Consider the following 23131-nt stretch of genomic DNA (forward strand, 5'->3'; position numbering starts at 1 on the left):
TATCTACATCCAGATAGACTGTCTTAAAATGTCATGAAAGGTATTTTCGCGTACGAAGTATACCAATCTGCCTAAATGGTATAGGATTAGAATTGCACCTAAAAAATAGGCTATTTTTTTACTGTAAAAAACAGAATTGAAATATTCTTTTTGGTTTTTCAGCTCCAATGTCAATACGATTATGACAACGATGCAGAAAACAAAAGCAAAAGGCCCAAAAAGATGATAGGATAAGCTTTTCTGCAAATCACCTTCATACAAATAGACCAATGACTTGGTAATGCCGCATCCCGGACACGGAAAACCCGTCAACATCTTAAACGGACACAAAGACTGGTCTGTTTCCAGATGGTTGTCGTGATTGTGCAGCATTAAAAAAAATGGAATTATCAGAGTCAAAAGCGCCCCGATAATTCCAAATATTTTCAATTGAACTTTTCTATTACTTATATAGCTTGTTGATATCACCTTGAACAATCATTGCGGCTACCATTGGGAACAAGAAACCAAGAATCAACAATAATGTTGACTGGTCTTTTTCCGTTTCGCCAGTTCTTTCATAAACTTTAGGCAAACCTTCTTTTCCTGCTAAATAGTAGAAATATAGATTTACCGGCATACAGCATCCTGAAAAAATGGCAATAGGTTGAGAAATAACTTCTTTCCCGGCTACAGCATTAAGTACTTGCGCTACTTTAATATTCCAATAAATCAAATACAGCCCACAGGTAATAAATCCTAAAAGCAAAACTACTATCGGGTCAACCCTAAATTCAGGGATAGTACCATAGTTTTCTGGTCTTTCTAATTCCATTTTATTTTTGTTTTTGATGTTTATAATTGCTAAAATTAACAAAAATATCCAATAAGCAATTGTTTTACTTTGATTTTATATTTCTATCATAAAAACACTTTGTCTACAGGCTCCCACAGTTCAATCTTGTTTCCTTCAAGATCCAGTATCCATCCAAATTTTCCATAATCGTAGCTTTCCATTTCTCCAATTACCTGTACGCCTTCTCTTGTTAACGCCACCAACAGTTCTTCGAGGTTTTGTACCCTGAAATTCTGCATGAATTGTTTTTCAGAAGGACTGAAATAATTGGTATCGCTTTTAAACGGCGACCATTGGGTAGCGCAATCATATCCTTCCTTATCTTTCCACCAGAATGTACAGCCATAGTCGTCTGTATTTAATCCTAAATGTTTTTTATACCAATCTCTTAGCGCTTTCGGGTCATTCGATTTAAAGAAAAATCCGCCTATTCCCGTAACACGGTTTGGTACTTTTTCTTCTTCATTTTTACCAAAATACAATCCTTTGATTTTATCAACGATAGTTTGCGCTAATTTCTCATGACTTTCAAAAGTCCAGCCTGCAATATGCGGTGACAATAGAACTTTGTCTGATTCTAAAAGATATTGGAAAGCTTGCGGAATTTTATCTTCTTCAAACAGGGTTTCAAAAGACAGTTTTTCATATTCCAATACATCCAATCCGGCACCTAAAACTTTACCCGTTTCTAAAGCCTGAACCAAATCTGCAGTTACTACATTTTTACCTCTTGACGTATTAATCAGCCAGAACGGTTTTGCAAAAGCATTGATATAGTCTGCATTCACCAGCTTGTCCGTTTCCGGAGCCCATGGAATGTGCAGGCTCAATACATCTGATTTTTGTTGAAGTTCTTCTAACGATACTTGTTTAGCATTAACATCGCCTACATTATCGAGAATATCATAACATAACACCTCAATTTCAAATCCGCGTAGTTTTTTGGCAAATGATTTTCCCATATTGCCATATCCGATAATCCCTACCGTTTTACCATCCAGTTCATGTCCACGGTTTTTTTCTCGATTCCAATGTCCTAAACGGATTTCCTTGTCGGCTTGGTTTAGTTTATTGAAAAGTGACAGCAGCATCCCTAAAGCGTGTTCTCCAACAGCATTTCGATTGCCTTCCGGAGCAGCGATCAGGCTTATGTTTTTGGCAAGTGCGTAATCACAATCAATGCTTTCAAGGCCTGCGCCTACTCTGGCAATAAATTGCAGGTTGGTTGCCTTATCTAAAAAGGTTTTGTCGATTTTAAAACGGCTGCGAATCACAATTCCGTTATAGTCCTTGATTTTGGCTTCTATTTCTTCTTTTGAAGATTTGAAATCTTCGTGGTTTGTAAAGCCAGCTTCCTGTAACTGACTTAGCAATAAAGGATGATTGCTGTCAATGTGTAGTATTTTAATTTCTTTAGGCACCATTCTTCGATAGAATTTTTACGGTTAAATAATGCGCAATCCTATACCGAAGCGATTTTGCTTTAAAAGCCGAGGATAAGCTTTGCGATAGAAAAATAGATTAATATTCCGCAGATGTCGTTGCTGGTCGTAATAAAAGGTCCTGTTGCCAAAGCCGGGTCGATTCCAAACTTATTCAGCAAAAGAGGAACAAATGTCCCGATAAGTGATGCTATGATAATTACGGAAATCAATGCACTGGTTACGATAACTCCGATGATAAGTTCTACATTCAATAAGAAATGGCTTCCTAAAAATAATATCGAAGCCAGAATGACACCGTTCAAAAGGCTTAAGGAAATCTCTTTAATCAATCGGCTAAAAAGCGAACCGCTTAATGTATTGTTTGCAAGACCTTGAACAATGATTGCAGAAGATTGAACTCCAACGTTTCCTGCCATCGCAGCAATTAGCGGCGTAAAGAAAAACAGGTTGCCGTGGTCTGTCATTGCTCCTTCAAAAAGTCCAAGAACGCGTACAGATACAAAACCTCCTAAAAGCGCCAGTACAAGCCATGGCAAGCGGGCTTTTGTAAGTTCCAAAATACTGTCATCTGCCTCAACATCCTGAGAGATACCCGCAGCTAATTGGTAATCTTTGTCGGCTTCGTCCTTGATAACGTCTACGATATCATCAATAGTAATCCTTCCTACCAGTCTTCCAAGTTCATCAACAACAGGAATGGCTTCCAGGTCATACTTTTGCATGATACGGGCTACTTCTACATCTTCTGTATCAACACGTACATAATCTACTTTCGGGATATATACTTCACTGATAGGCGTTTTGGTAGAAGTCGTCAAAAGATCTTTTAGCGAAAGTCTTCCTTTCAACCTGTTTTCGTCATCGACCACATAAATAGAGTGTACTCTGGAAACATTTTCCGCCTGTATTCTCATTTCTTTTACGCAGGTCAATACGTTCCAGTTTTCGTTTACTTTTACGAGCTCTTTTCCCATAAGACCTCCGGCAGTATCTTCGTCATAACGCAAAAGATCAACAATGTCTTTGGCGTGCTCAACGTCAATAAGCTCAGAGATTACCTCATTCTTGATGTCAGTAGAAAGCTCAGCTATAATATCGGCTGCGTCATCCGTATCCAACTCATCAAGCTCTTCCGCAATTTCTTTTGGCGAAAGTCTGCTTAAGATATTTTCACGAAGGTCGTCTTCTAATTCAAGAAGAATCTCTGCCGTTTTTTCGCTATCAAGAATTTTGAAAATATAGGTTGCCTCGTCAAAATCCAATTCATCAAGGATTTCGGCAATATCAGCGTGGTGCATATCGTTAAGCAAGGCTTCCAGTTGTTGGTCTTTTTTGCTTAAGATTAATTCTTCAATCTGAAGAATTAGCTCCTTACTGATTTTAAATTGCATCGGCTTCTATTTTTTGGGTTATTGCTATAAATTGCTCTACATCCAGCTGTTCCGGACGGAGGTCAAAGATAGTATCTTCTCTTAAATTTTCCGAAAGATTTAGGGATTTTAAGCTGTTACGCAATGTTTTTCTTCGCTGTTGGAAACCCGTCTTTACAACCGTAAAAAACAGCCTTTCATTACAAGGAAGTGCGTAGTTTTCTTTTCTTTTGAGTCTTAGCACTCCTGATTTTACTTTAGGCGGCGGGTTGAATACATTTTCATGCACGGTAAAAAGGTACTCCGCATCATAAAATGCCTGTACCAATACAGACAGTATGCCGTAGGTTTTAGAACCTTTCTTCTCGCAGATTCTTTCGGCTACTTCTTTCTGGAACATTCCTGAGAATTCTGCCACCTGGTTTCGCAGTTCCAAAGCCCTGAAAACAATTTGTGAGGAGATGTTATATGGAAAGTTGCCAATGATGGCAAACTGTTTTCCTTCAAATGTTTTATTGATATCGTATTTCAGAAAATCTTGCGAGATAATATGTCCATGAAGCTTTGGATAGTTCGCATTCAGGTAGTCTACCGATTCCGTATCGATTTCAATGACATATGTATTTACCGGTTTTTCAAGCAGGTATTTTGTCAACACACCCATTCCTGGTCCTATTTCCAAAACATTATCGTAGCCTTCAAAATGGAGCGTATCTGCGATTTTCTTTGCTATGTTTTCGTCCGTAAGGAAATGCTGTCCAAGATGTTTCTTGGCTTTTACTTTATCCATTTTGATTTGTGATCTTTGATTTGTGATTTCTGATTTTGGATTTTAGATTTAAGGATTTGCGATCTTTGATTTTAGATTTATGGTTTTAGATGTTGGATTTATGATTTGTTATTTTAGATTACCTAAACTGTCTATCTTCTTCCAACTATCAACCCTATCAACTATCGACTATCCCCTATCAACTATTATCTATCCTCTGTTTAAGATTTATGGTCACTGACGAATTCCAGCTCTGTTCTGAAAGCAAGCATCTTGTCGCCAAACAATCTATGACCTTCTTCTCTAAATCCTGGTGCGTCTTCCAGATAGTATCTTTCTAAATTTTCTCTGGAATCTGCCCAGTATTGAACCGAATAAGTTGTACCGCCCATTTCTTCTTCAACCAGCACTTTTACAAGGCGTGCCGAAGAGAATTTTCCTGTTGCCAAAATTTCCGGAATATGCTTATGTTGCATCCAATGAAGCCATTCGTCATGTACTGATTCGTGGATATTTATGGTTACGTTATATATTATCATTTTTTTAATTTTTAGATTTTTAGACTTCATCTAGTGAAGCAGTCTTATTTGAAAAATTCGTAATTCGTAATTCGTAATTCGTAATTCGTAATTCGTAATTCTATAATTATAAATTCGTATCGCCTCGCAACTGCCTGAATTTTTTCCTCGCTTCTACAAAATAAATACTGTCTTCGTGGTTGAATAAGATCTGTTCATAAAGCGCTTTGGCCTTGTCCGTGTCTTTCAGTTTCTTATTGTAAATCTCTGCTGAAAAATAAAGTGCTTCATCAATATAAATTCCGTCTTTATGGTTATCGATTATTGCCTGATATTGCGTCAGGGCAGCATTAAAATCGCCCAGTTTCTCATAAATTTCCCCAATTCGCAATAGTGTTTCGTCTTCGATTTCCTGTCCTTTATATTCTTTAAGGATTGACTGAAATTGTTCCAATGCTTCCTTATTTTTATTCTGATACAACAAGTAATCGCCTCTGGCAAATTTCTTCAATCCTACCTGTGTTGAATCTGCTACTGTATTGTCATTGATTAAAAGAAACAATTCTAAAGCATCGTTTGCTATCAGCTGAGTCGAAGCGGATTTTAATTCTTTAAATTGTTTCAGTGCCCATTCAAAATCAGTCTTGAAGTAGCTTGTTTTTGCAGCTTTCAAACTGGCTTCATGTCCTATGGCATCATTTTTTAAATCTTCTTCAATCTGGGAATAATAGATCAGTGCCTGGTTGAATTTTTCTTCATAAAGCAGAATGTCGGCCAATTCCATTTTTACATCTGCCGTTTGATATTTATTCAAAGGTAATTCTAACGTACGTTTTAATATGGTCTTTCCTTCTTCTGGATTTTTAAGATTGAAAGTCGCAAAATGGGCTTGTAATATCTGTAATGATAAAGTGTATGGGCTGATTCCGTATTTTTTTACCAATAGATCCAGTTCGCTTTTGATTGCAGGATATTCTTTTTCAGGTGCTTTTTTAATTTTCGCTTCCATTAAAAAATAATGTGCCCTGATTTGCAAATCCAAATCTTGTGTATTTTCCAAAACAAACGCAAAAATTTCCCTTGCTGTTTCTTCTTCGTTTTCTTCCATAGCCAATTCAGCCAGGTTTACTATGTTTGAAAAAGATTCCGGGTCACGTCTGTAGATTGCTTTTTCTTGGATAAAGGCTTTGGAATAATCTTTCTGTTGTACAAAAAACCAACTTAGGAACTGATTCCAGAATATGTCCTGATTTTTTTGGGCGCGCACCAATAGTGCCTTGCGTAATGCCGTATTGAATGTTTCCTCCGCTTCATCTGTCATAAAACGCGAAAGTTGATTTTGGATCATGATCGTATTATTCTGGTTTGTATAGGCCTCTTCCAGAAAAGTATCTATCATAAGATCCATTTTGCCCTGCTGTCCGTAAATGACAGCCATCTGGTAATTAAACTTGAATTTAGGTTCCAGCTTTATGGCCAGCTTATAGGATTCTAAAGCATAATCCAGTAATACTTTTTTCTCAAAAGTATTGGCAATAGAATATACGTTAGATGGATTTTCATTGATCTTGTCTACAGCCTGATCGTAGAATTTTTTAGCTTTTCCGGCTTCTTTCTGCAATTGATAATTGTATCCAATCTCAACCAAAAGTGATGGCTGCTTGTATTTTGCATAACGTTCCTGCAGGCGCTTATCAGCCTGATCGTATTGCTGTAATTGCTGATAGGATTCTACAATTTTCTGGAAGTAGAAACTATTGCCCTGCTGATTTTTCAGCAATTCGTCAAAACTGATGATGGCTTTTTCAAATTCTCCTTTGTCAAAATAATTCAAAGCCAACTGTTCGTTTTGCGCAAAAGCAAACAGCGACACAAATAGGCTTAAGAGTAGGAAAATTTTTCTCATTGTAGTTTAATGCAAAAAAGGATATAACAATGTACTAATATAACAATTTTAAGGCTGAATTAGTACATTGCTACATTAAACTATTGGTTAATTTATGATATCGAATCCGGTGTATGGACGTAGCACTTCCGGAATCACGATACCTTCCGGTGTCTGATAATTTTCCAGAATACCTGCCAATACTCTTGGCAATGCCAATGAGCTTCCGTTCAAGGTATGTGCCAATTGGTTTTTACCGTCTTTATCTTTATAACGCAACTTCAATCGGTGGGACTGGAACGTTTCGAAGTTAGATACGGAACTGATTTCTAACCAACGGTCTTGTGCCGTTGAAAACACTTCAAAATCATAGGTCATAGCAGACGCAAAGCCCATATCGCCTCCACAAAGACGAAGAATCCTGTATGGAAGTTTTAATTCGTTCAATATGGTTCTTACGTGTTCCACCATACCTTCTAATGCTTCGTATGATTTTTCCGGATGTTCTACTCTTACAATTTCTACCTTGTCAAATTGGTGTAAACGATTCAAGCCTCGCACATGAGCACCATAAGAACCTGCTTCTCTTCTAAAGCAAGGCGTATATGCCGTAGCCAAAACCGGAAGTTCGTTTTCATGCAAAAGAACGTCACGGAACAAATTCGTTACCGGGACTTCAGCTGTTGGAATCAAATAAAGATTATCGGTCGCATCATGATACATCTGTCCTTCTTTATCAGGAAGTTGTCCTGTTCCATAAGCCGATGCTTCGTTTACAAAATGCGGCACCTGAAACTCCTGGTAGCCTGCTGCAGTGTTTTTATCTAAAAAGTAGGTAATTAAGGCACGTTGCAATTTGGCTCCTTTTCCTTTATAGACAGGAAATCCTGCACCTGTGATTTTATTTCCTAATTCAAAATCAATAATGTCATATTTTTTTACCAATTCCCAGTGAGGCAAAGCTTCTCCATGCAAATCCGGAATATCGCCTTCCTGCAAAACTGTCACATTGTCTTCCGGAGTTTTTCCTTCCGGAACAATATCCGCAGGAAGATTTGGCAGCAAATACAATTGTTCTGTCAGCTCGTTTGTGTATTCATCTAGCTTTTCAGCCAATTCCTTGCTTTTTTCTTTTAGCGAAACGGTTTTGGTTTTTAGCAATTCTGCTTTTGCCTTCTCGCCGCTTTTCATCAACTCGCCTATGTCTTTGGATAGCTTATTTGATTCCGACAAAATATTGTCCATTTCAGCCTGTGTTGCTCTTCTTTTTTCATCGAGCTGCACGGCTAGTTCAACAATACTTTTGGCATCCATGTTTCTTTTTGCCAAAGCTTTGAGGACTTTCTCCTGGTTTTCTCTAATAAATGCTATCTGTAACATTGTTTAATTTTTATAAGGAAGCAAATTTAAGGAAAAAAGGTTGACAGTTGCAAAGTTAACGGCTAACATAGTGTAAAGTTTTAAATATGGTCTCTGCTGTAATAAATTAACATATTGTGTGTTATTTATTAATTACATTTGGGAAATTTTTCCCGATTATGAAAAAAACATACCTGCTATTCGCTTTAGTTCTGTCAAGCGTTAGCTTTGCTCAAAATTTCTCTTCTCAAAACAACCAAATAGCTGAAGCAGAACGAAAATCAGCAATAAAAAAAATCAACTTCAGGAATAATCCGAATACCGAAAATTATGACGTGACCTACCATAGGCTCCGATTTGAGGTAAATCCTAGTAATTATTATGTCAAGGGTAATGTGACTACTTATTACAAGGCAAAATCAAATATGAGTACTGTCACTTTTGATCTTGCTGACGAAATGGAAGTGAGCTCTGTAAAACAAAGGAATACGGCACTCAATTTTACACAAAACGGCACAAATGAGTTGGTTATTACGCTGCCTGCCGTACAAAATACCAACGTACTGGATTCGTTAACGATTATATATGAGGGAGCTCCTCCTGCCAGCAGTGACGGATTCAACACCTATACACATGCCGGAAACCCGGGACTTTATACACTTTCGGAGCCTTTTGGTGCCAAAGACTGGTGGCCGTGCAAACAAGACCTTAATGACAAGATTGAAAAACTTGATGTATTTATAAAAACCGGATCACAATATGTGAGTGTCTCCAACGGACTTCAAATAAGTGCTGTCAACAATGGCGATGGTACAAAGACTACACATTTTCGACATAACTACCCTATTCCGGCCTATCTTGTAGCTATTGCTGTTACCAACTATGCAATATACACACAGCAGGCAGGAACTGCTCCACATACATTCCCAATTGTGAATTACATCTATCCGGAAAACCAGAGCGTAACCCAAAACGCCCTGGACGTAACATTGCCTATTATGGATTTGTTTGAACAGTTATTCGAGACCTATCCTTTTTCCAATGAAAAATATGGACACGCACAATGTTCTTTAGGCGGCGGAATGGAGCATACTACAGTTTCGTTTATGGGCGGATTTAGCAGAGAACTAATAGCCCATGAATTAGCCCACCAATGGTTTGGAGATAAAATTACCTGCGGCAGCTGGAAAGACATCTGGCTTAACGAAGGTTTTGCAAGTTATCTGGCCGGTCTTGTTATTGAAGATATGGATGGTGCTGCCAACTTTAATTCATGGAAAAGCAGTTTGATTGACAATATTACTTCCCAGCCTGGCGGAGCCGTTTATTTGACAGATGCGGAAGCTTTAGATGGCGGAAGAATTTTCAGCAGCAGATTATCGTATGACAAAGGCGCTATGGTGGTACATATGCTTCGTTTTAAATTAGGCGATACCAACTTCTTCCAGGGTGTTAAAAACTATCTTGCCGATCCGAATCTGGCTTATGGCTATGCTATAACTGAAAATCTAAAAACACATTTGGAAGCCGCATCGGGAATGGATTTGGACGAATTCTTTAATGACTGGGTATACGGTCAAGGCTATCCAAGATATACCATAACAGCGCGAAACTTTTCTCCCGGTGTAGCTCGTTTTACGGTAAGCCAGACACAATCTCATGCATCAGTTTCCTTTTTTGAGATGCCCGTTCCGGTACGAGTAACCGGTGCAGGAGGCCAATCATTGGATTTGATTTTGGACAACACAACTAATAACCAGACTATCGATAAAAATGTTCCATTTGTGATTACAGGCATTACTTTTAATCCAAAAAGCGATATCATAGCAAGAAACAGTACCGCTACATTAGGAAATGGAAGTTTTGTTTTGGATGAAAGTGTAAAACTTTATCCTAATCCAGCTTCTCATTCTTTACAATTACAGCTTCCTGACAATGTTATACTTGAAAAAGCCATATTCTACAATGCATTAGGACAGGTTATCAAGGAAACGACTTCTCAGACTTCATGGGATGTTTCTGCCTTGCCTGTGGGTGTAAACTTTGTAAAAATAATTACAGATGCCGGCACAAAACAGATGAAGTTTATCAAAGCCTAGTCTTTTAAAATAGATAACAAAAGGGCTTCCATTTTGGAAGCCCTTTTGTATTAAAAAAGTTTCTTTATTGTATTGCTTTGATACGGCTTGCCATTATGGCAATCATTACTCCAAAGATTCCGATAAAAGCAAAAGAAAATTGCAGTCCGGCAGCTTCAGCAATAAAACCGATAACCGGTGGCCCCATCAGGAAGCCGAGAAAACTTACGCTGGAAACAATAGTTAATGCTTCACCCGGAGCTACTGTCGTATTTTTTCCTGCAATGCTGTATACCGTTGGCACTATGGTCGAAACACCAAGACCTACCAGCATAAATGCTAAAGTGGACGGAACAAGATAAGGCAAAAAGACAGATGTAAACAATCCGATTGAAATTAGCAGTCCGCTAATCTGCAATACTCTTTTTCTTCCATATTTATGGATTAGTCGGTCACCCAAAAATCTTCCACTAGCCATCATAATCATAAAAGAGGTATATCCTAAAATCACCAATGGGCCTGGCGCTTTCACTATTTCCTTGAAATAAACACCACTCCAGTCAAACATAACGCCTTCGCTTGCCATACAGCAAAAACCGATAATACCCAGCCAGATCAAAACGCCATCCGGTTTGGTGAAAAATTTCTTTTTCTTCTCTGTAGATTTTTTCTCTTTGGCTTTGATAAGGTATTTATAATTGGCTGCCATCAGTATAAAAACAATTATAGCAGCAATCACAAAGTGTTCAAAAGGTGAAAGTTTTAAAGCCAACATCGCAATTCCGATTAAAGCACCGGAAAAACCAGCCGTGCTCCAAGCTCCGTGAAAAGACGACATAATGGTTCTTTTAAAAAGTCCTTCGGTGTAGACTCCTTGTGTATTTACAGCAATATTGCTTAGGTTTCCAAAAATCCCAAACAGAAACAATCCTGCGGAAAGCTGCCACGGTTTTTCTGCAAGACCTAGATTGGTAAGTGCAAGGGCATAGAATGCCAATGCAAGAACCAGGATTCTGTGGCTTCCGTATTTTGTGACCAGTTTTCCCGAAAAAGGCATGACTATAAGCTGCCCGAAAGGCAGCGCAAAAAGGATGGAACCCAAATCGCTTTCGCTCAAATGAAGCGAGGCCTTGATATCCGGAATACGGCTTGCCCAAGTAGCAAAGCACAAGCCCATCGCAAAATAAAAAAGGGAAACCGCCCAGCGTATTCGCTTTAAATAAGATTCTTTGGCATGTTTATAGCCTTTTAATTTGGGGCGGGTATTGAAGGTGTTGATAAATCTGAATTCCATCAATAATTAACAAGTTTGTTTGTTGTGAATTGTTTTATAATTGCCATGCGCTGGCTTTGTCCAAAAAGCGAATGGCTTCTGCATCCAGATTTAGTTCCGGCGCCTGAATGATACTTCCCAGTTGGCTTTTACTGGTTGCACTCACAATTGGAGCCGTAACCGAAGGTCTTTGGATGAGCCATGCTAGCGACACCGCTGCCGGAGTTGATTTGTACTGGCTTGAGATTTCATCCAGAGCAGCGAGGATTTTCAGACCTCTCTCGTCAAAATATTTGTCCATATCTCCACCTCTTGGGCTTTTCCACAAATCTTCTTTTGTCCTGTATTTCCCGGTCAGAAATCCGCTTTCTAGTGAAAAATAGGTGATTACTCCTAAGCCATTTTCTAAGGCCAACGATTCATATTCGGTTTCGAATTTTTCACGGGCATATAGGTTATAATGCGGCTGTAAAGTTTCATAACGCGGCAATCCTTTAGCTGCACTTGCCTCTAAAGATGCAAGGATTCGTTCCGGAGACATATTTGAAGTTCCGATCCAACGGATTTTGCCGTCTTTTTGCAGTTGCGCATAGGCTTCCAATGTTTCTTCAACCGGAGTTTCTACATCATCAAAATGGGTTTGGTACAAATCGAGGTAATCAGTCTTAAGACGCTGTAGCGAATCTTCAATTGCTTTAAGTATGTATTGCTTTTTCAGTCCTTTTTTGCCATCGCCCATATCAGAGCCCACTTTGGTTGTCAGGACAATGTTATGGCGGTTTTTCTTTTCTTTCATCCATTTGCCAATGATTCGTTCTGATTCGCCACCCACATTTCCGGGTGCCCAGCGTGAATATACATCGGCTGTATCGATAAAATTAAAACCCGCCTCGGTAAAAGCGTCTAAAATTTCAAAGGATTTCTTTTCGTCAAGAGTCCATCCAAAAACGTTTCCTCCAAACGCCACAGGATAAATATGCAGGTCTGTATTGCCTAATTTTCTTTTTTCCATGATTGTATCAGTTTAGTATAGTTAGCGAGATGCCGGTAATGGCATGAGGCAGAAATAAAGCGAAACCAACACCGATTCCGTTTAAAAAGTAAAATTACTCTACATCGCCTAAACTAAAAATTCCGATTTCAAAGATTAACAAACATTTAAAATATTGAAAAATGAATAATCCCACCGTAAGTAAATAGAAAACACTATTTTTGTTCGCAATTATCGAATCTAAAATTAAAAAATGGAAATAGTTATTAAGCTCTCTCAGTTTTTGTTGAGTTTATCATTGCTGATTGTGCTACATGAGTTGGGGCACTTTATCCCGGCCAAATTATTTAAGACCCGAGTTGAAAAATTCTATCTTTTCTTTGATGTCAAATTCTCGCTTGTCAAGAAAAAAATCGGCGAAACAGTTTACGGAATCGGATGGCTGCCATTAGGTGGTTATGTGAAGATTGCGGGAATGATTGACGAAAGTATGGACAAGGAGCAGATGGCACTTCCACCTCAACCTTGGGAATTCCGTTCCAAGCCGGCCTGGCAGCGTCTTATCATTATGTTAGGTGGTGTTACAGTCAATTTTGTTCTGGCAATCATTATCTACATAGGTATGGCTTATGTGTATGGCAATACGTATATCTCCAATTCTGAAGTAAAAGACGGCATCTGGGTAGCCAGTCCTCTTGGAGAAAAAATCGGATTCAAGACCGGAGACAAGATTATTGCTGTTGATGGCAAGAAAGTAGAAAAATTTGACGATATACAATACAATGTCAATTTTGCTAAAACGGCTACTATTGAAAGAAATGGTGCTGTGCAGGAAATTAAGCTCCCGGTAGATTTACTGTCTAAAATTGTGGAAGAAGACAGACGTTATCTGAAACTGCGTATTCCATTTACGGTAAGTGATATTTCTGAAGATTCGCCAAATATAAATACGCTTAAAAAAGGAGATGTTATCCTAAGCATCGACGGCAAGAAAATGAGATATGCTGATGAAATATTAGCTTTCAATGAAGCGAATGCCGGCAAGACGTTTGACGCAGTCGTTTTTAGAGATGAAAAAGAAGAGCCTATAAAAGTAACCGTAAATAAAGAAGGAAAATTGGGTGTAGTCCAAGGTGGGCTTAAGCCTGAAAACCTTGAAAAATTAGGTTACTATAAAATCAGCCGTGAAACTTTCTCCTTTGCAGAATCATTTCCTGCCGGAATTCAAAGAAGTAAAGATGAGCTAGGCCGTTATTTTACACAGCTAAAAGCCATTGTTAACCCAGATACGGGTGCTTACAAAGGCGTAGGAGGCTTCTATGCAATCTTTAATGTTTTTCCGAGTGTTTGGAGCTGGGAATACTTTTGGACGATTACAGCTTTCCTATCGATCATGCTAGGCGTAATGAACCTTTTACCGATTCCGGCACTAGATGGTGGACATGTTATGTTTTTATTGTTTGAAATCATCACAAAAAAGAAACCGAGCGAAAAATTCCTAGAGCGAGCGCAAGTTATTGGTTTCTTTATACTTATAGCACTGGTACTCTTTGCCAATGGCAATGACATTTATAAAGCCATCGTGAAATAGAAAAAAAATTGAAAAATTTCTTCAATTTTATTTGCAAGAAATAAATTTCGCCTTATATTTGCACCGCTTTAAAAGGCAATACGCCTTCCTCCTTAGCTCAGTTGGTTAGAGCATCTGACTGTTAATCAGAGGGTCCTTGGTTCGAGCCCAAGAGGGGGAGCAGAAAAAAATCCTGATAGAAATATCAGGATTTTTTGTTTTTATACTCTTCGACAATTTTTCTTATCAACTTAGGTATTCACCTCTTCTAAAAACCTTCGCTTAGATTCAGGTTTACATTTTTGTAATCAAAATTTAGCCTTTTCATTTTTTAACCAAGTTTTTCTTCTTAATTCTTTGTTCTCTTTTTCCATATCTTTATAACAAACTTAACTTCAAAAACTACATTATGAAAAAAAACATTCTCTTTTGTACTGTATTTCTAGCTTCATTTTTAGGGTTTGCCCGAAGCCCATTACCACCAACCAGCCCTGTTGTAGATGAAAAATTTGAAACTACGGATGTTACTCCATCTAATTCTACAGAATTAACCGTAATCTATCTAAGTGATTATGCCACATTAGAAAGCGCTATTGATTTTTTAAACGCCTCTACCACCTTCCATACATTAGTTATAGATAAGAGTGTCACTCTGGTTAGCGACAAAACAGTTAGCGAAAAGAAAGCCCTTAAATTCCTGAAAGGAAATATAATAACAATCCCTAATTCAAAAACCCTTTTTATTAATAGCTCAATTGATGCTGGAATTTATCAAATATTCAATTGTTTGGGAACGGGTAAAACAGATGGATTCCCTCAAATTGACCAAACCTATCCTCAATGGTGGCAAACTTATGATGAAAATCCTCAGGCAGATTGGTCAGATTCAATCCAAAGAGCTATAAATTTTTACCCTAAAGTTTATTTTCCTGCTAGGGTTCAGAATAGCACTTCTTATAGCGTTGGATATCCTGTTTTTAAAACCGTTTATCTTGATTTAAATAAAAGAAATCTAAATCATGACAGGACCAGCTACCATCTTTATAGCTCAGGCGGCATTCATCTTGAAACTGCTGGTAGCAGCCCAGAATTTACAGGCTTTGTATTCAAATGCATTAACATTCCTCAATATGGATTTGATAAAGCCATAATATTTGAAAATCTTATTTTCTACTGCACAAATGGCCTTGAATTCGTTGGAGGATCAATTAATAACACTCCGCCTTACAATGCTGTTGACAACTTCGGAGACGAATATTATGCAATAACAAAAGTCAAAATAATAAACTGCAACTTTATCGGTAAGACAACTGCCGCTGGCAATAATGATACGGGAATTGCACTCTCGTTTAAGAAAGCTTATGATTGTGAAGTTGCAAACAATAAAATAGAAAATTTTAACATCGGGATTAAATTGGAGGGATCAGACCTAAATACCATTAGCAATAACCGATTTATAGGTTTTTGGAAATATGCAATCCTGGATTTAAGTAGAATACACGATCCCCAAGGTGTGAACTTTCAGATCGGTTCTCAAAACTTAATATTCCATAACGATATTTTAGATTATAGGGGGCCTTCAGGAGCAGGCGCCTTTATAAAAAGTAATTCACACCATGTTATCATTCGGGATAATTTTCTTGAGAACAATCCTTTTCTTGGACCTGATAATATACGAGCCTTTATTGACTGTACAAACGTAGATCTGACCAATTTAAATGTACCGCTAGTTATGGATATTACTGGGAATCGTTTAAGTAAAGGAGGACAGTATTCTTATTTGATAAATGAAGATTTCAAAAGCTTAAATCTCATCGAAGCACCTCTTGCATTGGGAATAGACGAAGTACCAAAATCAAGTTTTGCCCTCAATTCCAATTCATTTACTCCAACACGTGACATCCCCATAACATTTAGTGGCAGACCTAAAAATATCAACTTTGGCAACGCTTTCTCTTTTTGGGAATGGCAATCGTTCAAAACTTCCAACATAATTGAAAATTCGTTTGACGGCTCAATGATCATAAATCCGTCTAATATTTCAGACCTAGGAGAAACTTTCAGTAATGCAAGTAAATTTAATCCAAAAAGCATCAAATTAAAAGCAGGAACCTCTAATTATAGTGTAATCCAGATAAGCCAAAAAATTACTGGAGAATCGAATGACACCAATCTATTGCCAAAAAATCTAAAAATAAAAATTGTTACGCGCAATGGGCGTGCCTCCGATGTTGAAGATTTTTATTTTAAAATCCAAAAAGGCAAACATGCAAATACTGACGATTGGAAAGGAAGAGGCAGATATTTAAGCACCAACACATCAAATACTAATTACAACAATTTCAATATTTATGAAATAGTTCCTGATATTTCGTTTGATTCGAATTCAGATTATTATATGACAATTGATGCAAAATATGATTCTGAAATAAAATCAATTATTATTGAGCCTATAATTAACACCATTATGCTTCATGACGCATCAGTTGCAGAGGGCGGATTATTGGTATTTCCTATCACACTTAGCAATCCGTTGCCAAATGATGTGACACTCACATTTGCTTATACTAACATTTCCGCTGCTACAAACGATTATACCGTTCTGGCAAGCAAAACAATAACTGCCGGCACAACATCAGATGTTGTTAAAATACAAACTATTAATGATACAACTATTGAATCAGACGAAACTTTTAAATTGGGTATCGCATCAGCAACTAATTTTACAGGAGACATTAGTGATACTGCAATTGGAACAATTCTAAACAATGATTTTTCTCTTAAAAGTGCAGAAAATGATACTGTAAAAGACATAATCAAAACTGAAGAATTGTATAAGATCAATATTGATAGTGAAATAAAAGTCTATCCAAATCCGGTTAAAGACATCCTTAATTTCGAAATTAAAAGAACTGATTCTTTGACAAACGTTGAAATATATGACGAGACAGGCAAATTCATAGACGATTTAACCAAGAAAATAAACAACAATTCTGTTGATATCTCTTCCCTTCCTAACGGAAGCTATATTGTAAAAATCATAACGATAAATAACCAATCTGAGATTATTATAAAGAAATAGATCTCTTGCAAGAAATTGCTTTTAAGAAAACAATAAAAAATCCTGACAATATTGTCAGGATTTTTTATTGTTTAATTTTTTTTGAAATTTTTATTACAAAATTGAACAATAAATATTTTTATATAACATAAATTCAATGATTGCAATTTATTAATATTAAAATAAGACACCTATATACTTCAATGTACCAACTAAAATGATTCTCAATAATGTTTCATGTGAATATTGTTCAATTATACATACTATATAATTCAAAAACATATCAACATGAAAAACCTTTCAAACCATATCCTAGAAAGTTTTAAGGAAAACAAAGAAGACGTTCAACAGACTATTGTAGAAAGTCAAGAGAACGAAGAAACTGTAGCAGAAGATGCTTCTGCTGAAAATGAAAAACCGTCTGAATAGTCAGACGGTTTTTCATTCGACAAATCTGTTTGGAATATAAAATAGAAACGTGAATAAGCCTAAGACTTATTCACGTATATTATTTAAATTCAAAGCTGGATAATGTTTCTTAGCATAGGCTAAAAACTGCTCCAAGGAACCGTTGTAACGCAAAACAAAATCAATGAGTTCATTCTTGGGCTTTTTATATACTCGGTTTATCTCTTTAATGATTGCTTTCCTTGTACCATCTTTTAGCTTAACAATCATTTTATTGTCAATCGAGTTTTTACGTTTCATCAACTCAACCGCAATATAATTGCTTGACATAAACCAATTATAAAGACTTGAATATGCTCGAGAATTACTTACTATTTTCTTGGGAATCAAAATGATTCTTTGACCTTTGTATTCAGGCAAATTGTATTTTCTCATTGACCATTTTTCTGTAGCAACATCATAATATTCTACAGGTGTTGGATAAGTTTTAATGGAGTGCTTTGCACACTGCTCTTCTGTAAATTTACCAAAAACATTTCTGCATACATTAGATATTATGTCTGACATAATATCTTGACCAATACCCTCAACCAATAATAAGACATTATGTGCTTCATTAGTAATAGAAAGTCCTTGTTTTGCAAATTGATTATTGTTCAATGAGTCGAATACTGTCTCTGATTTTTCTTTTGCCATTGCTTTACCTTTGTTGCTACTAGAATAGCCCAAATGATATTCATTTGGTTCGTGAAGATGAGATAAGAATAACAGTCCATTAGATTTATCATTTTTCATTATAAAGCTCCTGTTCAGCTTCTTTAAAAATGATTCTAATTGCTCATAGATTTCATTAACAAATGAATCGTCTCTATTATTAGCTATTAGAAAAGGGCAAATAAAAGCTAATAAATCTTCATCAAGCGGTATATTGATGAATTCTATTGGCTCTTGCTGTTTTATGCCAAAATGTTTCGTAAATGTTTTCTTTGTTTTTTTCATAATATTACGTGTTTAATTTTCTCCTGTTGATTCGGTGGAGAATTTACCCGATAAGGAAATTTGATTTATCAGATTTAAAAACGTAATTTTGTTTTGCAAGACAGATTACATTTTTAATCTGATGGGTCAAGAACTTCCTTAGTGAATCTTGACCCTTTTATTTTTTATTTCTCCTCTCAAGTCTGTATAGTAATTTTCCATTTTGTTCAATCTCATCAATTTCATAACTCACACTCTCATTTTTATAATCAATTTTGCGTTCTCTTAAAATATTCTTAATATGAATGTAATAGTACTCTCCTGCCTTAATAACTTTGAATGACTTCTCATTAGGCTCATTAACAGGTAGTAAATATAAATTTGTATCATTTGCATCGGCTTTGTTGAAACCTATATTAAAATGTTTGCCAGCTTCTAATTTTAGAAGTTTACTTGCTCCTGAATTAAAACCCAATTTACCAGTTTTATGAACTGTAGCTTTTATTACTCCTGTGTTACCAGAAGAATCGAAAAATTCTAAATCAATCATGTTAGGGATTTTTATGATTTCAAAAATATAAAGTTTAATTTAAAAATCAAAATTAAATGATTTAAAATTGTGTTTAAAATTGGAAAGAAGTGAGATAGAAATGAGATTGAAATTAAAACGAAGCGTTGTTTAAAATGAAAAATATCGATGAAATGATTCATAATGTCGATAAACGACAAAAAAACGCTTCCTTGGAAGCGTTTTGAATATTATAATAAAGTGTTGATAACTTTTTATCGATTTCTACATTATACAAAGAAATCTTATGAATTTTAATAAATTATTATGCCATAAGCAGTCTTTTTCTAGTATTGAAAAAATATCTATATCTCCAAAACCCCTTTCGAAGCAGATTATCCAAAAAGACATCTAACGTGTTCGATTTGTTCATTAATGTGAACTAATAGTTGTTTTCATATTTCTCTGTTGGCTTGTAAATCTGATTGTTAGTTTCTGTGGTTCAAACCCAATTAAAAAGTATATTTAATTGGGTTCTGACTTCCTTGTATTATGTAATTTTCCAAAGATTGATTTAGATATTTATTTCTTATTTCATCTTTTGCAATTTTTCCTGTAAAATACCATCTTTTGCCATCACCCGTTTTATTCCATTTCTCAATTTCATAAATTTCTCTTACAATTCCACGATATGATGCTATCGCAAATTTTATAGTTTTCGTTCGTCTATCAGAAATTTTCCATGAACTACGAGTAACATTATAAAGTTCTTCATCAGACATAAATCTTTTATAATGACGATTTATTGTTATTATAATTGCAGGTTCGATCACTGTTATAGGTTTTGCATCATAATGCTGAATAACTTCATCCACAGTTTTCATACCTCTTTCCCAACTATAATGACCCTTGACAAAATTTGTTAAGTTGTCAATCCCAAACAAATCGATACATGCACTCTCAATTTCAAAAGATAGTTCTTCTGTTAAACCATGCCTCAAAATATAATGTTCTACTTTAAATCCTTCATTATGAATTTGCCTAATCAAATATAACTTATCACTAATTGTTGGATTTGACAAAGCACCATAAACATGCTGAAAGACTCTATTACGCGTACCCTTACCAATATAAAAAGTGGTTGAAGTTCTAGGGTCTTTAAGTATGTAAACATAATACCCTATCTTTTCACATACTGCTTGACTAAATTCTTTATTCATTTGAGAATCTCTTGTGATTAAAGAGTTTTCTTGAAGATTCCTTTTCGATCGTATAACTTTGTTTTACCATTTTTATAAGTAATAGTTATGCTACCACTTTGAACCCTTGCGTCTACAGCATCAGAATCGCCAATAGTTTTGATAAACTTACCTTTAGCATCAAGTGCTTTTGCTCTACCATTTTCAATTTTGAACATCGATATTTCTGCCATTGTTAAAATTTTATTTGTTTATTAATTTTTAAAATGTTGCCATATATGGCATTACAAGAAGCGAATATAAACAATTTCTTGGCTTGTCAAATATGTCAAGTATGGAAAAGTTAGATTTGTTGAAATTATTCGGAAAAAGAATTAAAGAATTACGATTAGAAAAAGGGATGTCGCAAGTAGATTTAGTATCGAAAATGCAAGGAAACATTGATACTACAAACATTTCAAGAATTGAATCAGGCAGAACCAATCCAACTATTTACAGTCTTTATAGACTGAGTGAAGCATTGGAAATTCCAATGAATGAGTTAATGAATTTCAAAATTGAAGAATAGAGTATGAATTAAGTAAATGCCAGAATATTGTTAAATTATTCTTTAATAATATGACAATGAAAAAAATCTGGCGACGATTCTGCTTATTTTTGGGGAAGTTTATCCCATACTTTAAAAACATGACTAAGAAAGAAACAATTGTAAATGATATTGAACAATCAACTGAATCTCATCTTTTGAAGTATGACTTTATTGAATTGTTTGATAAGAGATATTATTCGTTGAAGTTGTATGATAAAGCTACTCAAACTTATGAGATTAAGATAGAATCTCGATATGAAGATGCATTGTTTAGTATATTGATAAAAAGTGATCTGAATCAAAAAGTTGTAAATATTGATATTGAACTTGGAGAAATAAATAATGCTAAAAGTGGTAAGCAAGTATCTGAAATTGGAAATTTAATTCAACATTTAGAGAAGATTTCAAGACAAACTCTGCATAAATGGTTTATCCATTTCAAAGATGTTCAAGATTAAAACCTGTTTGTTGAAAAAAGAAGTTTATAAACATTGTATATTTTTGGCAAATTAGGAAACTTCATATTAGTTTCTTTTTATTCAGGTATCACCAAGTATATTAGTTTCTATATATAATATATAAGCACAATGAATAAGAATTCTTTTCGATTATGAATAATATGTATTATTATATGAATTAATATTTTATTAAAAATATTTTCACTAATACCTTTAATCACTATATTTGAATATGAAATACCCAAAAGCTCCAATAAGAGAAGCTATTTTTGATATTTATATAGAGAGTCTTGACCGCTTAGAGGTGAAGGATATGGAGATGTTTTATTCTGTATTAAAGGATAAATATCCTAATAAAAGAGTCTTGTCTAGATTGCATGGAAAAATAGCTATAGATGCAAAAACAGAGAATGATGAAATTACTGGTCATTCTAAATCTAGTTTTAGAGGATTTATTTTTGCAAATGAGAAAGGAAATCGACAAGTCCAGTTTAGAGTTGACGGATTCACATTAAATTTTTTAGCTCCTTATTCAGATTGGGAAGATTTTTATATGGAAGCGAAATATTTATGGGATATATTTTCCAAAAATATATCTGATTTGAAAATTAAAAGAATTGGATTACGTTACATAAATAGAATAAATATCCCAATGCCTTTTGATAGTTTTGAAGAGTATATAGAAAATATGCCTACAATACCAAAAGTACTTCCTCAGTTATATAAAAATTTCTTTTTTCAAATAGAAGTACCTTGCCCTGATTTTAAATATAGTACTATAATAACTCAGACTTTAGAAACAGCAACTGAAACAGAATTACCTTTTATATTAGATATTGATGTGTATAAAAACATAGATGAGGAGGATTTTGATATAGAGGAGTTTAATTACATGAGAGAGGTTAAAAATCAAATATTTGAAGATTTTATTACTGATAAAACAAGACTACTGTTTAATTCATAAAATATAATATATGAGAACGTATTATCCAAGTGAATTAAGAACTTCAATTACATCTGAAGCAAATGTTTTAGCAACTAATTTCTCCAATGCTATCAATACTTTTAGAGGAACAAGTATTCTTGTTTCTGACAGAATGGAGAACAAAATGTTTAAGAATTTTTTAAAACTAAAAGATTCTTGGGTGTTAGAAACAATGTTTGCGTCAAATTCTAATGAAATATTTAATAATCACGCATATCAAGAAATTATATGTATGGGACAAAAATCTGTGCCTTGGATTATAAGAGAGTTAAAAAAAAGTAATGATCATTGGTTTTTTGCATTAAGGGAAATAACAGGTGTAGATCCTATTTTACCTGAACACTATGGGAAAATTAACGACATGAAAAACGACTGGATAAATTGGTATGAACAAAATAACTATTAATGGAATTAAGAACCCCCATATTCCCTAATACATATAAAATAGAACCTTTTAGAATAACAAGCCCAGCTACACAGGCTTATAATTGTATAGCTTGGGCTTTTGGAGACGATACAAAATGGTATTGGCCCACCCCTAACAATATGTACTATTGGCCCAAAAACATCCCTGCAGTTGAAGAAGCAGACTCTTTTATACGCTTATATTCTTTAATTGGTTACCAGGTTTGTGACACTCCACAATTTGAAGAGGGAATTGAAAAAATAACAATCTTTTTGAAAAATAACATTCCAACTCATGCTGCAAGACAATTAGCGGATGGTACATGGACAAGTAAATTGGGATCATCCAATGACGTCAGTCATATACTTGAGTCAATGAATGGAGGTGTCTATGGAGACGCATTAATTTTTATGTCAAGACCTAGAACATAAAAAACTTCTCTCAAA

Annotated in this window: 22 protein-coding genes, 1 tRNA gene and 1 pseudogene; 10 read left to right on the top strand and 14 right to left on the bottom strand. The window is 35.3% G+C overall.

Annotated elements, in window-relative coordinates; genetic code table 11:
- Window positions 1-3 precede the first annotated feature (3 nt).
- From ABH942_RS08000 to serS, 8 genes and pseudogenes are all read right to left on the bottom strand, one after another.
- A complete protein-coding gene (locus tag ABH942_RS08000) occupies window positions 4-372 on the bottom strand; it encodes a DUF2752 domain-containing protein (protein ID WP_370030841.1) in 369 nt (122 codons plus the stop codon).
- Window positions 373-442: 70 nt separating this feature from the next.
- Window positions 443-814: a DUF4234 domain-containing protein gene (locus ABH942_RS08005; RefSeq protein ID WP_370030843.1), complete on the bottom strand. Its 372-nt coding sequence runs from the start codon at window positions 812-814 to the stop codon at window positions 443-445.
- 485 nt (window positions 815-1299) lie between these two features.
- A pseudogene (locus tag ABH942_RS08010) lies at window positions 1300-2259 on the bottom strand (2-hydroxyacid dehydrogenase); the annotation flags it as partial.
- 59 nt (window positions 2260-2318) lie between these two features.
- A complete protein-coding gene (gene mgtE / locus ABH942_RS08015) occupies window positions 2319-3671 on the bottom strand; it encodes a magnesium transporter (protein ID WP_370030845.1) in 1353 nt (450 codons plus the stop codon).
- Window positions 3661-4440, bottom strand: a complete 780-nt coding sequence (gene rsmA, locus ABH942_RS08020) for a 16S rRNA (adenine(1518)-N(6)/adenine(1519)-N(6))-dimethyltransferase RsmA (protein WP_370030847.1) — start codon at window positions 4438-4440, stop codon at window positions 3661-3663. The genes mgtE and rsmA overlap by 11 nt, the downstream gene beginning before the upstream one ends.
- A gap of 200 nt (window positions 4441-4640) precedes the next feature.
- Window positions 4641-4958 carry a DUF4286 family protein gene (locus ABH942_RS08025; RefSeq protein ID WP_370030849.1) on the bottom strand — a complete coding sequence of 106 codons (318 nt, stop codon included), beginning with the start codon at window positions 4956-4958 and terminating at the stop codon, window positions 4641-4643.
- Between the two features lie 106 nt (window positions 4959-5064).
- The gene (locus ABH942_RS08030) at window positions 5065-6843 is read right to left on the bottom strand and encodes a tetratricopeptide repeat protein (protein WP_370030851.1); all 1779 of its coding nucleotides are present in this window, start codon (window positions 6841-6843) and stop codon (window positions 5065-5067) included.
- A gap of 87 nt (window positions 6844-6930) precedes the next feature.
- On the bottom strand, window positions 6931-8202 hold the full coding sequence (gene serS / locus ABH942_RS08035; RefSeq protein ID WP_370030853.1) for a serine--tRNA ligase: 1272 nt from the start codon (window positions 8200-8202) through the stop codon (window positions 6931-6933).
- Window positions 8203-8360: 158 nt separating this feature from the next.
- Here serS and ABH942_RS08040 point away from each other — a divergent pair, with 158 nt between their 5' ends.
- Window positions 8361-10280 carry a M1 family aminopeptidase gene (locus tag ABH942_RS08040; RefSeq protein WP_370030855.1) on the top strand — a complete coding sequence of 640 codons (1920 nt, stop codon included), beginning with the start codon at window positions 8361-8363 and terminating at the stop codon, window positions 10278-10280.
- A gap of 64 nt (window positions 10281-10344) precedes the next feature.
- On the opposite strand, the gene ABH942_RS08045 is transcribed toward ABH942_RS08040, so the two are convergent.
- Together ABH942_RS08045 and ABH942_RS08050 are read right to left on the bottom strand one after the other, a co-directional pair.
- Window positions 10345-11553 (bottom strand): MFS transporter, encoded by a 1209-nt coding sequence (locus tag ABH942_RS08045; RefSeq protein WP_370030857.1) that lies wholly within the window; start codon window positions 11551-11553, stop codon window positions 10345-10347.
- A gap of 34 nt (window positions 11554-11587) precedes the next feature.
- Window positions 11588-12544, bottom strand: a complete 957-nt coding sequence (locus ABH942_RS08050) for an aldo/keto reductase (protein WP_370030859.1) — start codon at window positions 12542-12544, stop codon at window positions 11588-11590.
- Between the two features lie 232 nt (window positions 12545-12776).
- Between ABH942_RS08050 and rseP the strand changes: the two genes are divergently transcribed.
- From rseP to ABH942_RS08070, 4 genes are all read left to right on the top strand, one after another.
- On the top strand, window positions 12777-14114 hold the full coding sequence (gene rseP, locus ABH942_RS08055) for an RIP metalloprotease RseP (protein WP_370030861.1): 1338 nt from the start codon (window positions 12777-12779) through the stop codon (window positions 14112-14114).
- 86 nt (window positions 14115-14200) lie between these two features.
- Window positions 14201-14274, top strand: a tRNA-Asn gene (locus ABH942_RS08060).
- Window positions 14275-14502: 228 nt separating this feature from the next.
- Window positions 14503-17175, top strand: coding sequence for a T9SS type A sorting domain-containing protein (locus ABH942_RS08065; RefSeq protein ID WP_370030863.1), 2673 nt, complete (start codon window positions 14503-14505; stop codon window positions 17173-17175).
- A 267-nt stretch (window positions 17176-17442) separates the two neighbouring features.
- On the top strand, window positions 17443-17583 hold the full coding sequence (locus ABH942_RS08070) for a hypothetical protein (protein WP_370030865.1): 141 nt from the start codon (window positions 17443-17445) through the stop codon (window positions 17581-17583).
- A gap of 66 nt (window positions 17584-17649) precedes the next feature.
- On the opposite strand, the gene ABH942_RS08075 is transcribed toward ABH942_RS08070, so the two are convergent.
- The 4 genes from ABH942_RS08075 to ABH942_RS08090 form a co-directional block, all read right to left on the bottom strand.
- Window positions 17650-18561 (bottom strand): hypothetical protein, encoded by a 912-nt coding sequence (locus ABH942_RS08075; protein ID WP_370030867.1) that lies wholly within the window; start codon window positions 18559-18561, stop codon window positions 17650-17652.
- Between the two features lie 157 nt (window positions 18562-18718).
- The gene (locus ABH942_RS08080) at window positions 18719-19090 is read right to left on the bottom strand and encodes a hypothetical protein (protein WP_370030869.1); all 372 of its coding nucleotides are present in this window, start codon (window positions 19088-19090) and stop codon (window positions 18719-18721) included.
- 470 nt (window positions 19091-19560) lie between these two features.
- Window positions 19561-20268: a hypothetical protein gene (locus ABH942_RS08085; RefSeq protein WP_370030871.1), complete on the bottom strand. Its 708-nt coding sequence runs from the start codon at window positions 20266-20268 to the stop codon at window positions 19561-19563.
- Window positions 20269-20285: 17 nt separating this feature from the next.
- Window positions 20286-20480 (bottom strand): hypothetical protein, encoded by a 195-nt coding sequence (locus tag ABH942_RS08090; RefSeq protein ID WP_370030872.1) that lies wholly within the window; start codon window positions 20478-20480, stop codon window positions 20286-20288.
- A gap of 101 nt (window positions 20481-20581) precedes the next feature.
- Here ABH942_RS08090 and ABH942_RS08095 point away from each other — a divergent pair, with 101 nt between their 5' ends.
- From ABH942_RS08095 to ABH942_RS08115, 5 genes are all read left to right on the top strand, one after another.
- Window positions 20582-20815, top strand: coding sequence for a helix-turn-helix domain-containing protein (locus tag ABH942_RS08095; RefSeq protein WP_370030874.1), 234 nt, complete (start codon window positions 20582-20584; stop codon window positions 20813-20815).
- Window positions 20816-20934: 119 nt separating this feature from the next.
- On the top strand, window positions 20935-21294 hold the full coding sequence (locus ABH942_RS08100) for a hypothetical protein (protein WP_370030876.1): 360 nt from the start codon (window positions 20935-20937) through the stop codon (window positions 21292-21294).
- A 232-nt stretch (window positions 21295-21526) separates the two neighbouring features.
- The gene (locus ABH942_RS08105) at window positions 21527-22258 is read left to right on the top strand and encodes a TIGR04255 family protein (RefSeq protein WP_370030878.1); all 732 of its coding nucleotides are present in this window, start codon (window positions 21527-21529) and stop codon (window positions 22256-22258) included.
- Between the two features lie 10 nt (window positions 22259-22268).
- Window positions 22269-22685, top strand: coding sequence for a hypothetical protein (locus ABH942_RS08110; RefSeq protein ID WP_370030880.1), 417 nt, complete (start codon window positions 22269-22271; stop codon window positions 22683-22685).
- The gene (locus ABH942_RS08115; protein ID WP_370030881.1) at window positions 22685-23116 is read left to right on the top strand and encodes a hypothetical protein; all 432 of its coding nucleotides are present in this window, start codon (window positions 22685-22687) and stop codon (window positions 23114-23116) included. The genes ABH942_RS08110 and ABH942_RS08115 overlap by 1 nt, the downstream gene beginning before the upstream one ends.
- Window positions 23117-23131: the final 15 nt, after the last annotated feature.

This window comes from Flavobacterium sp. 28YEA47A, from assembly GCF_041262125.1.
GTDB lineage: Bacteria > Bacteroidota > Bacteroidia > Flavobacteriales > Flavobacteriaceae > Flavobacterium.

Bases quoted from the DNA above. Each gene is read 5' to 3' on its own strand.
- ABH942_RS08105 (WP_370030878.1), top strand. From the start codon at position 21,527: ATGAAATACCCAAAAGCTCCAATAAGAGAAGCTATTTTTGATATTTAT.
- ABH942_RS08095 (WP_370030874.1), top strand. From the start codon at position 20,582: ATGGAAAAGTTAGATTTGTTGAAATTATTCGGAAAAAGAATTAAAGAA.
- rseP (WP_370030861.1), top strand. From the start codon at position 12,777: ATGGAAATAGTTATTAAGCTCTCTCAGTTTTTGTTGAGTTTATCATTG.
- ABH942_RS08000 (WP_370030841.1), bottom strand. From the start codon at position 372: ATGCTGCACAATCACGACAACCATCTGGAAACAGACCAGTCTTTGTGT.
- ABH942_RS08040 (WP_370030855.1), top strand. From the start codon at position 8,361: ATGAAAAAAACATACCTGCTATTCGCTTTAGTTCTGTCAAGCGTTAGC.
- ABH942_RS08030 (WP_370030851.1), bottom strand. From the start codon at position 6,843: ATGAGAAAAATTTTCCTACTCTTAAGCCTATTTGTGTCGCTGTTTGCT.
- ABH942_RS08075 (WP_370030867.1), bottom strand. From the start codon at position 18,561: ATGAAAAAAACAAAGAAAACATTTACGAAACATTTTGGCATAAAACAG.
- ABH942_RS08065 (WP_370030863.1), top strand. From the start codon at position 14,503: ATGAAAAAAAACATTCTCTTTTGTACTGTATTTCTAGCTTCATTTTTA.
- ABH942_RS08050 (WP_370030859.1), bottom strand. From the start codon at position 12,544: ATGGAAAAAAGAAAATTAGGCAATACAGACCTGCATATTTATCCTGTG.
- ABH942_RS08115 (WP_370030881.1), top strand. From the start codon at position 22,685: ATGGAATTAAGAACCCCCATATTCCCTAATACATATAAAATAGAACCT.
- ABH942_RS08085 (WP_370030871.1), bottom strand. From the start codon at position 20,268: ATGAATAAAGAATTTAGTCAAGCAGTATGTGAAAAGATAGGGTATTAT.
- rsmA (WP_370030847.1), bottom strand. From the start codon at position 4,440: ATGGATAAAGTAAAAGCCAAGAAACATCTTGGACAGCATTTCCTTACG.
- ABH942_RS08025 (WP_370030849.1), bottom strand. From the start codon at position 4,958: ATGATAATATATAACGTAACCATAAATATCCACGAATCAGTACATGAC.
- ABH942_RS08070 (WP_370030865.1), top strand. From the start codon at position 17,443: ATGAAAAACCTTTCAAACCATATCCTAGAAAGTTTTAAGGAAAACAAA.
- ABH942_RS08100 (WP_370030876.1), top strand. From the start codon at position 20,935: ATGACTAAGAAAGAAACAATTGTAAATGATATTGAACAATCAACTGAA.
- mgtE (WP_370030845.1), bottom strand. From the start codon at position 3,671: ATGCAATTTAAAATCAGTAAGGAGCTAATTCTTCAGATTGAAGAATTA.
- ABH942_RS08090 (WP_370030872.1), bottom strand. From the start codon at position 20,480: ATGGCAGAAATATCGATGTTCAAAATTGAAAATGGTAGAGCAAAAGCA.
- serS (WP_370030853.1), bottom strand. From the start codon at position 8,202: ATGTTACAGATAGCATTTATTAGAGAAAACCAGGAGAAAGTCCTCAAA.
- ABH942_RS08110 (WP_370030880.1), top strand. From the start codon at position 22,269: ATGAGAACGTATTATCCAAGTGAATTAAGAACTTCAATTACATCTGAA.
- ABH942_RS08045 (WP_370030857.1), bottom strand. From the start codon at position 11,553: ATGGAATTCAGATTTATCAACACCTTCAATACCCGCCCCAAATTAAAA.
- ABH942_RS08005 (WP_370030843.1), bottom strand. From the start codon at position 814: ATGGAATTAGAAAGACCAGAAAACTATGGTACTATCCCTGAATTTAGG.
- ABH942_RS08080 (WP_370030869.1), bottom strand. From the start codon at position 19,090: ATGATTGATTTAGAATTTTTCGATTCTTCTGGTAACACAGGAGTAATA.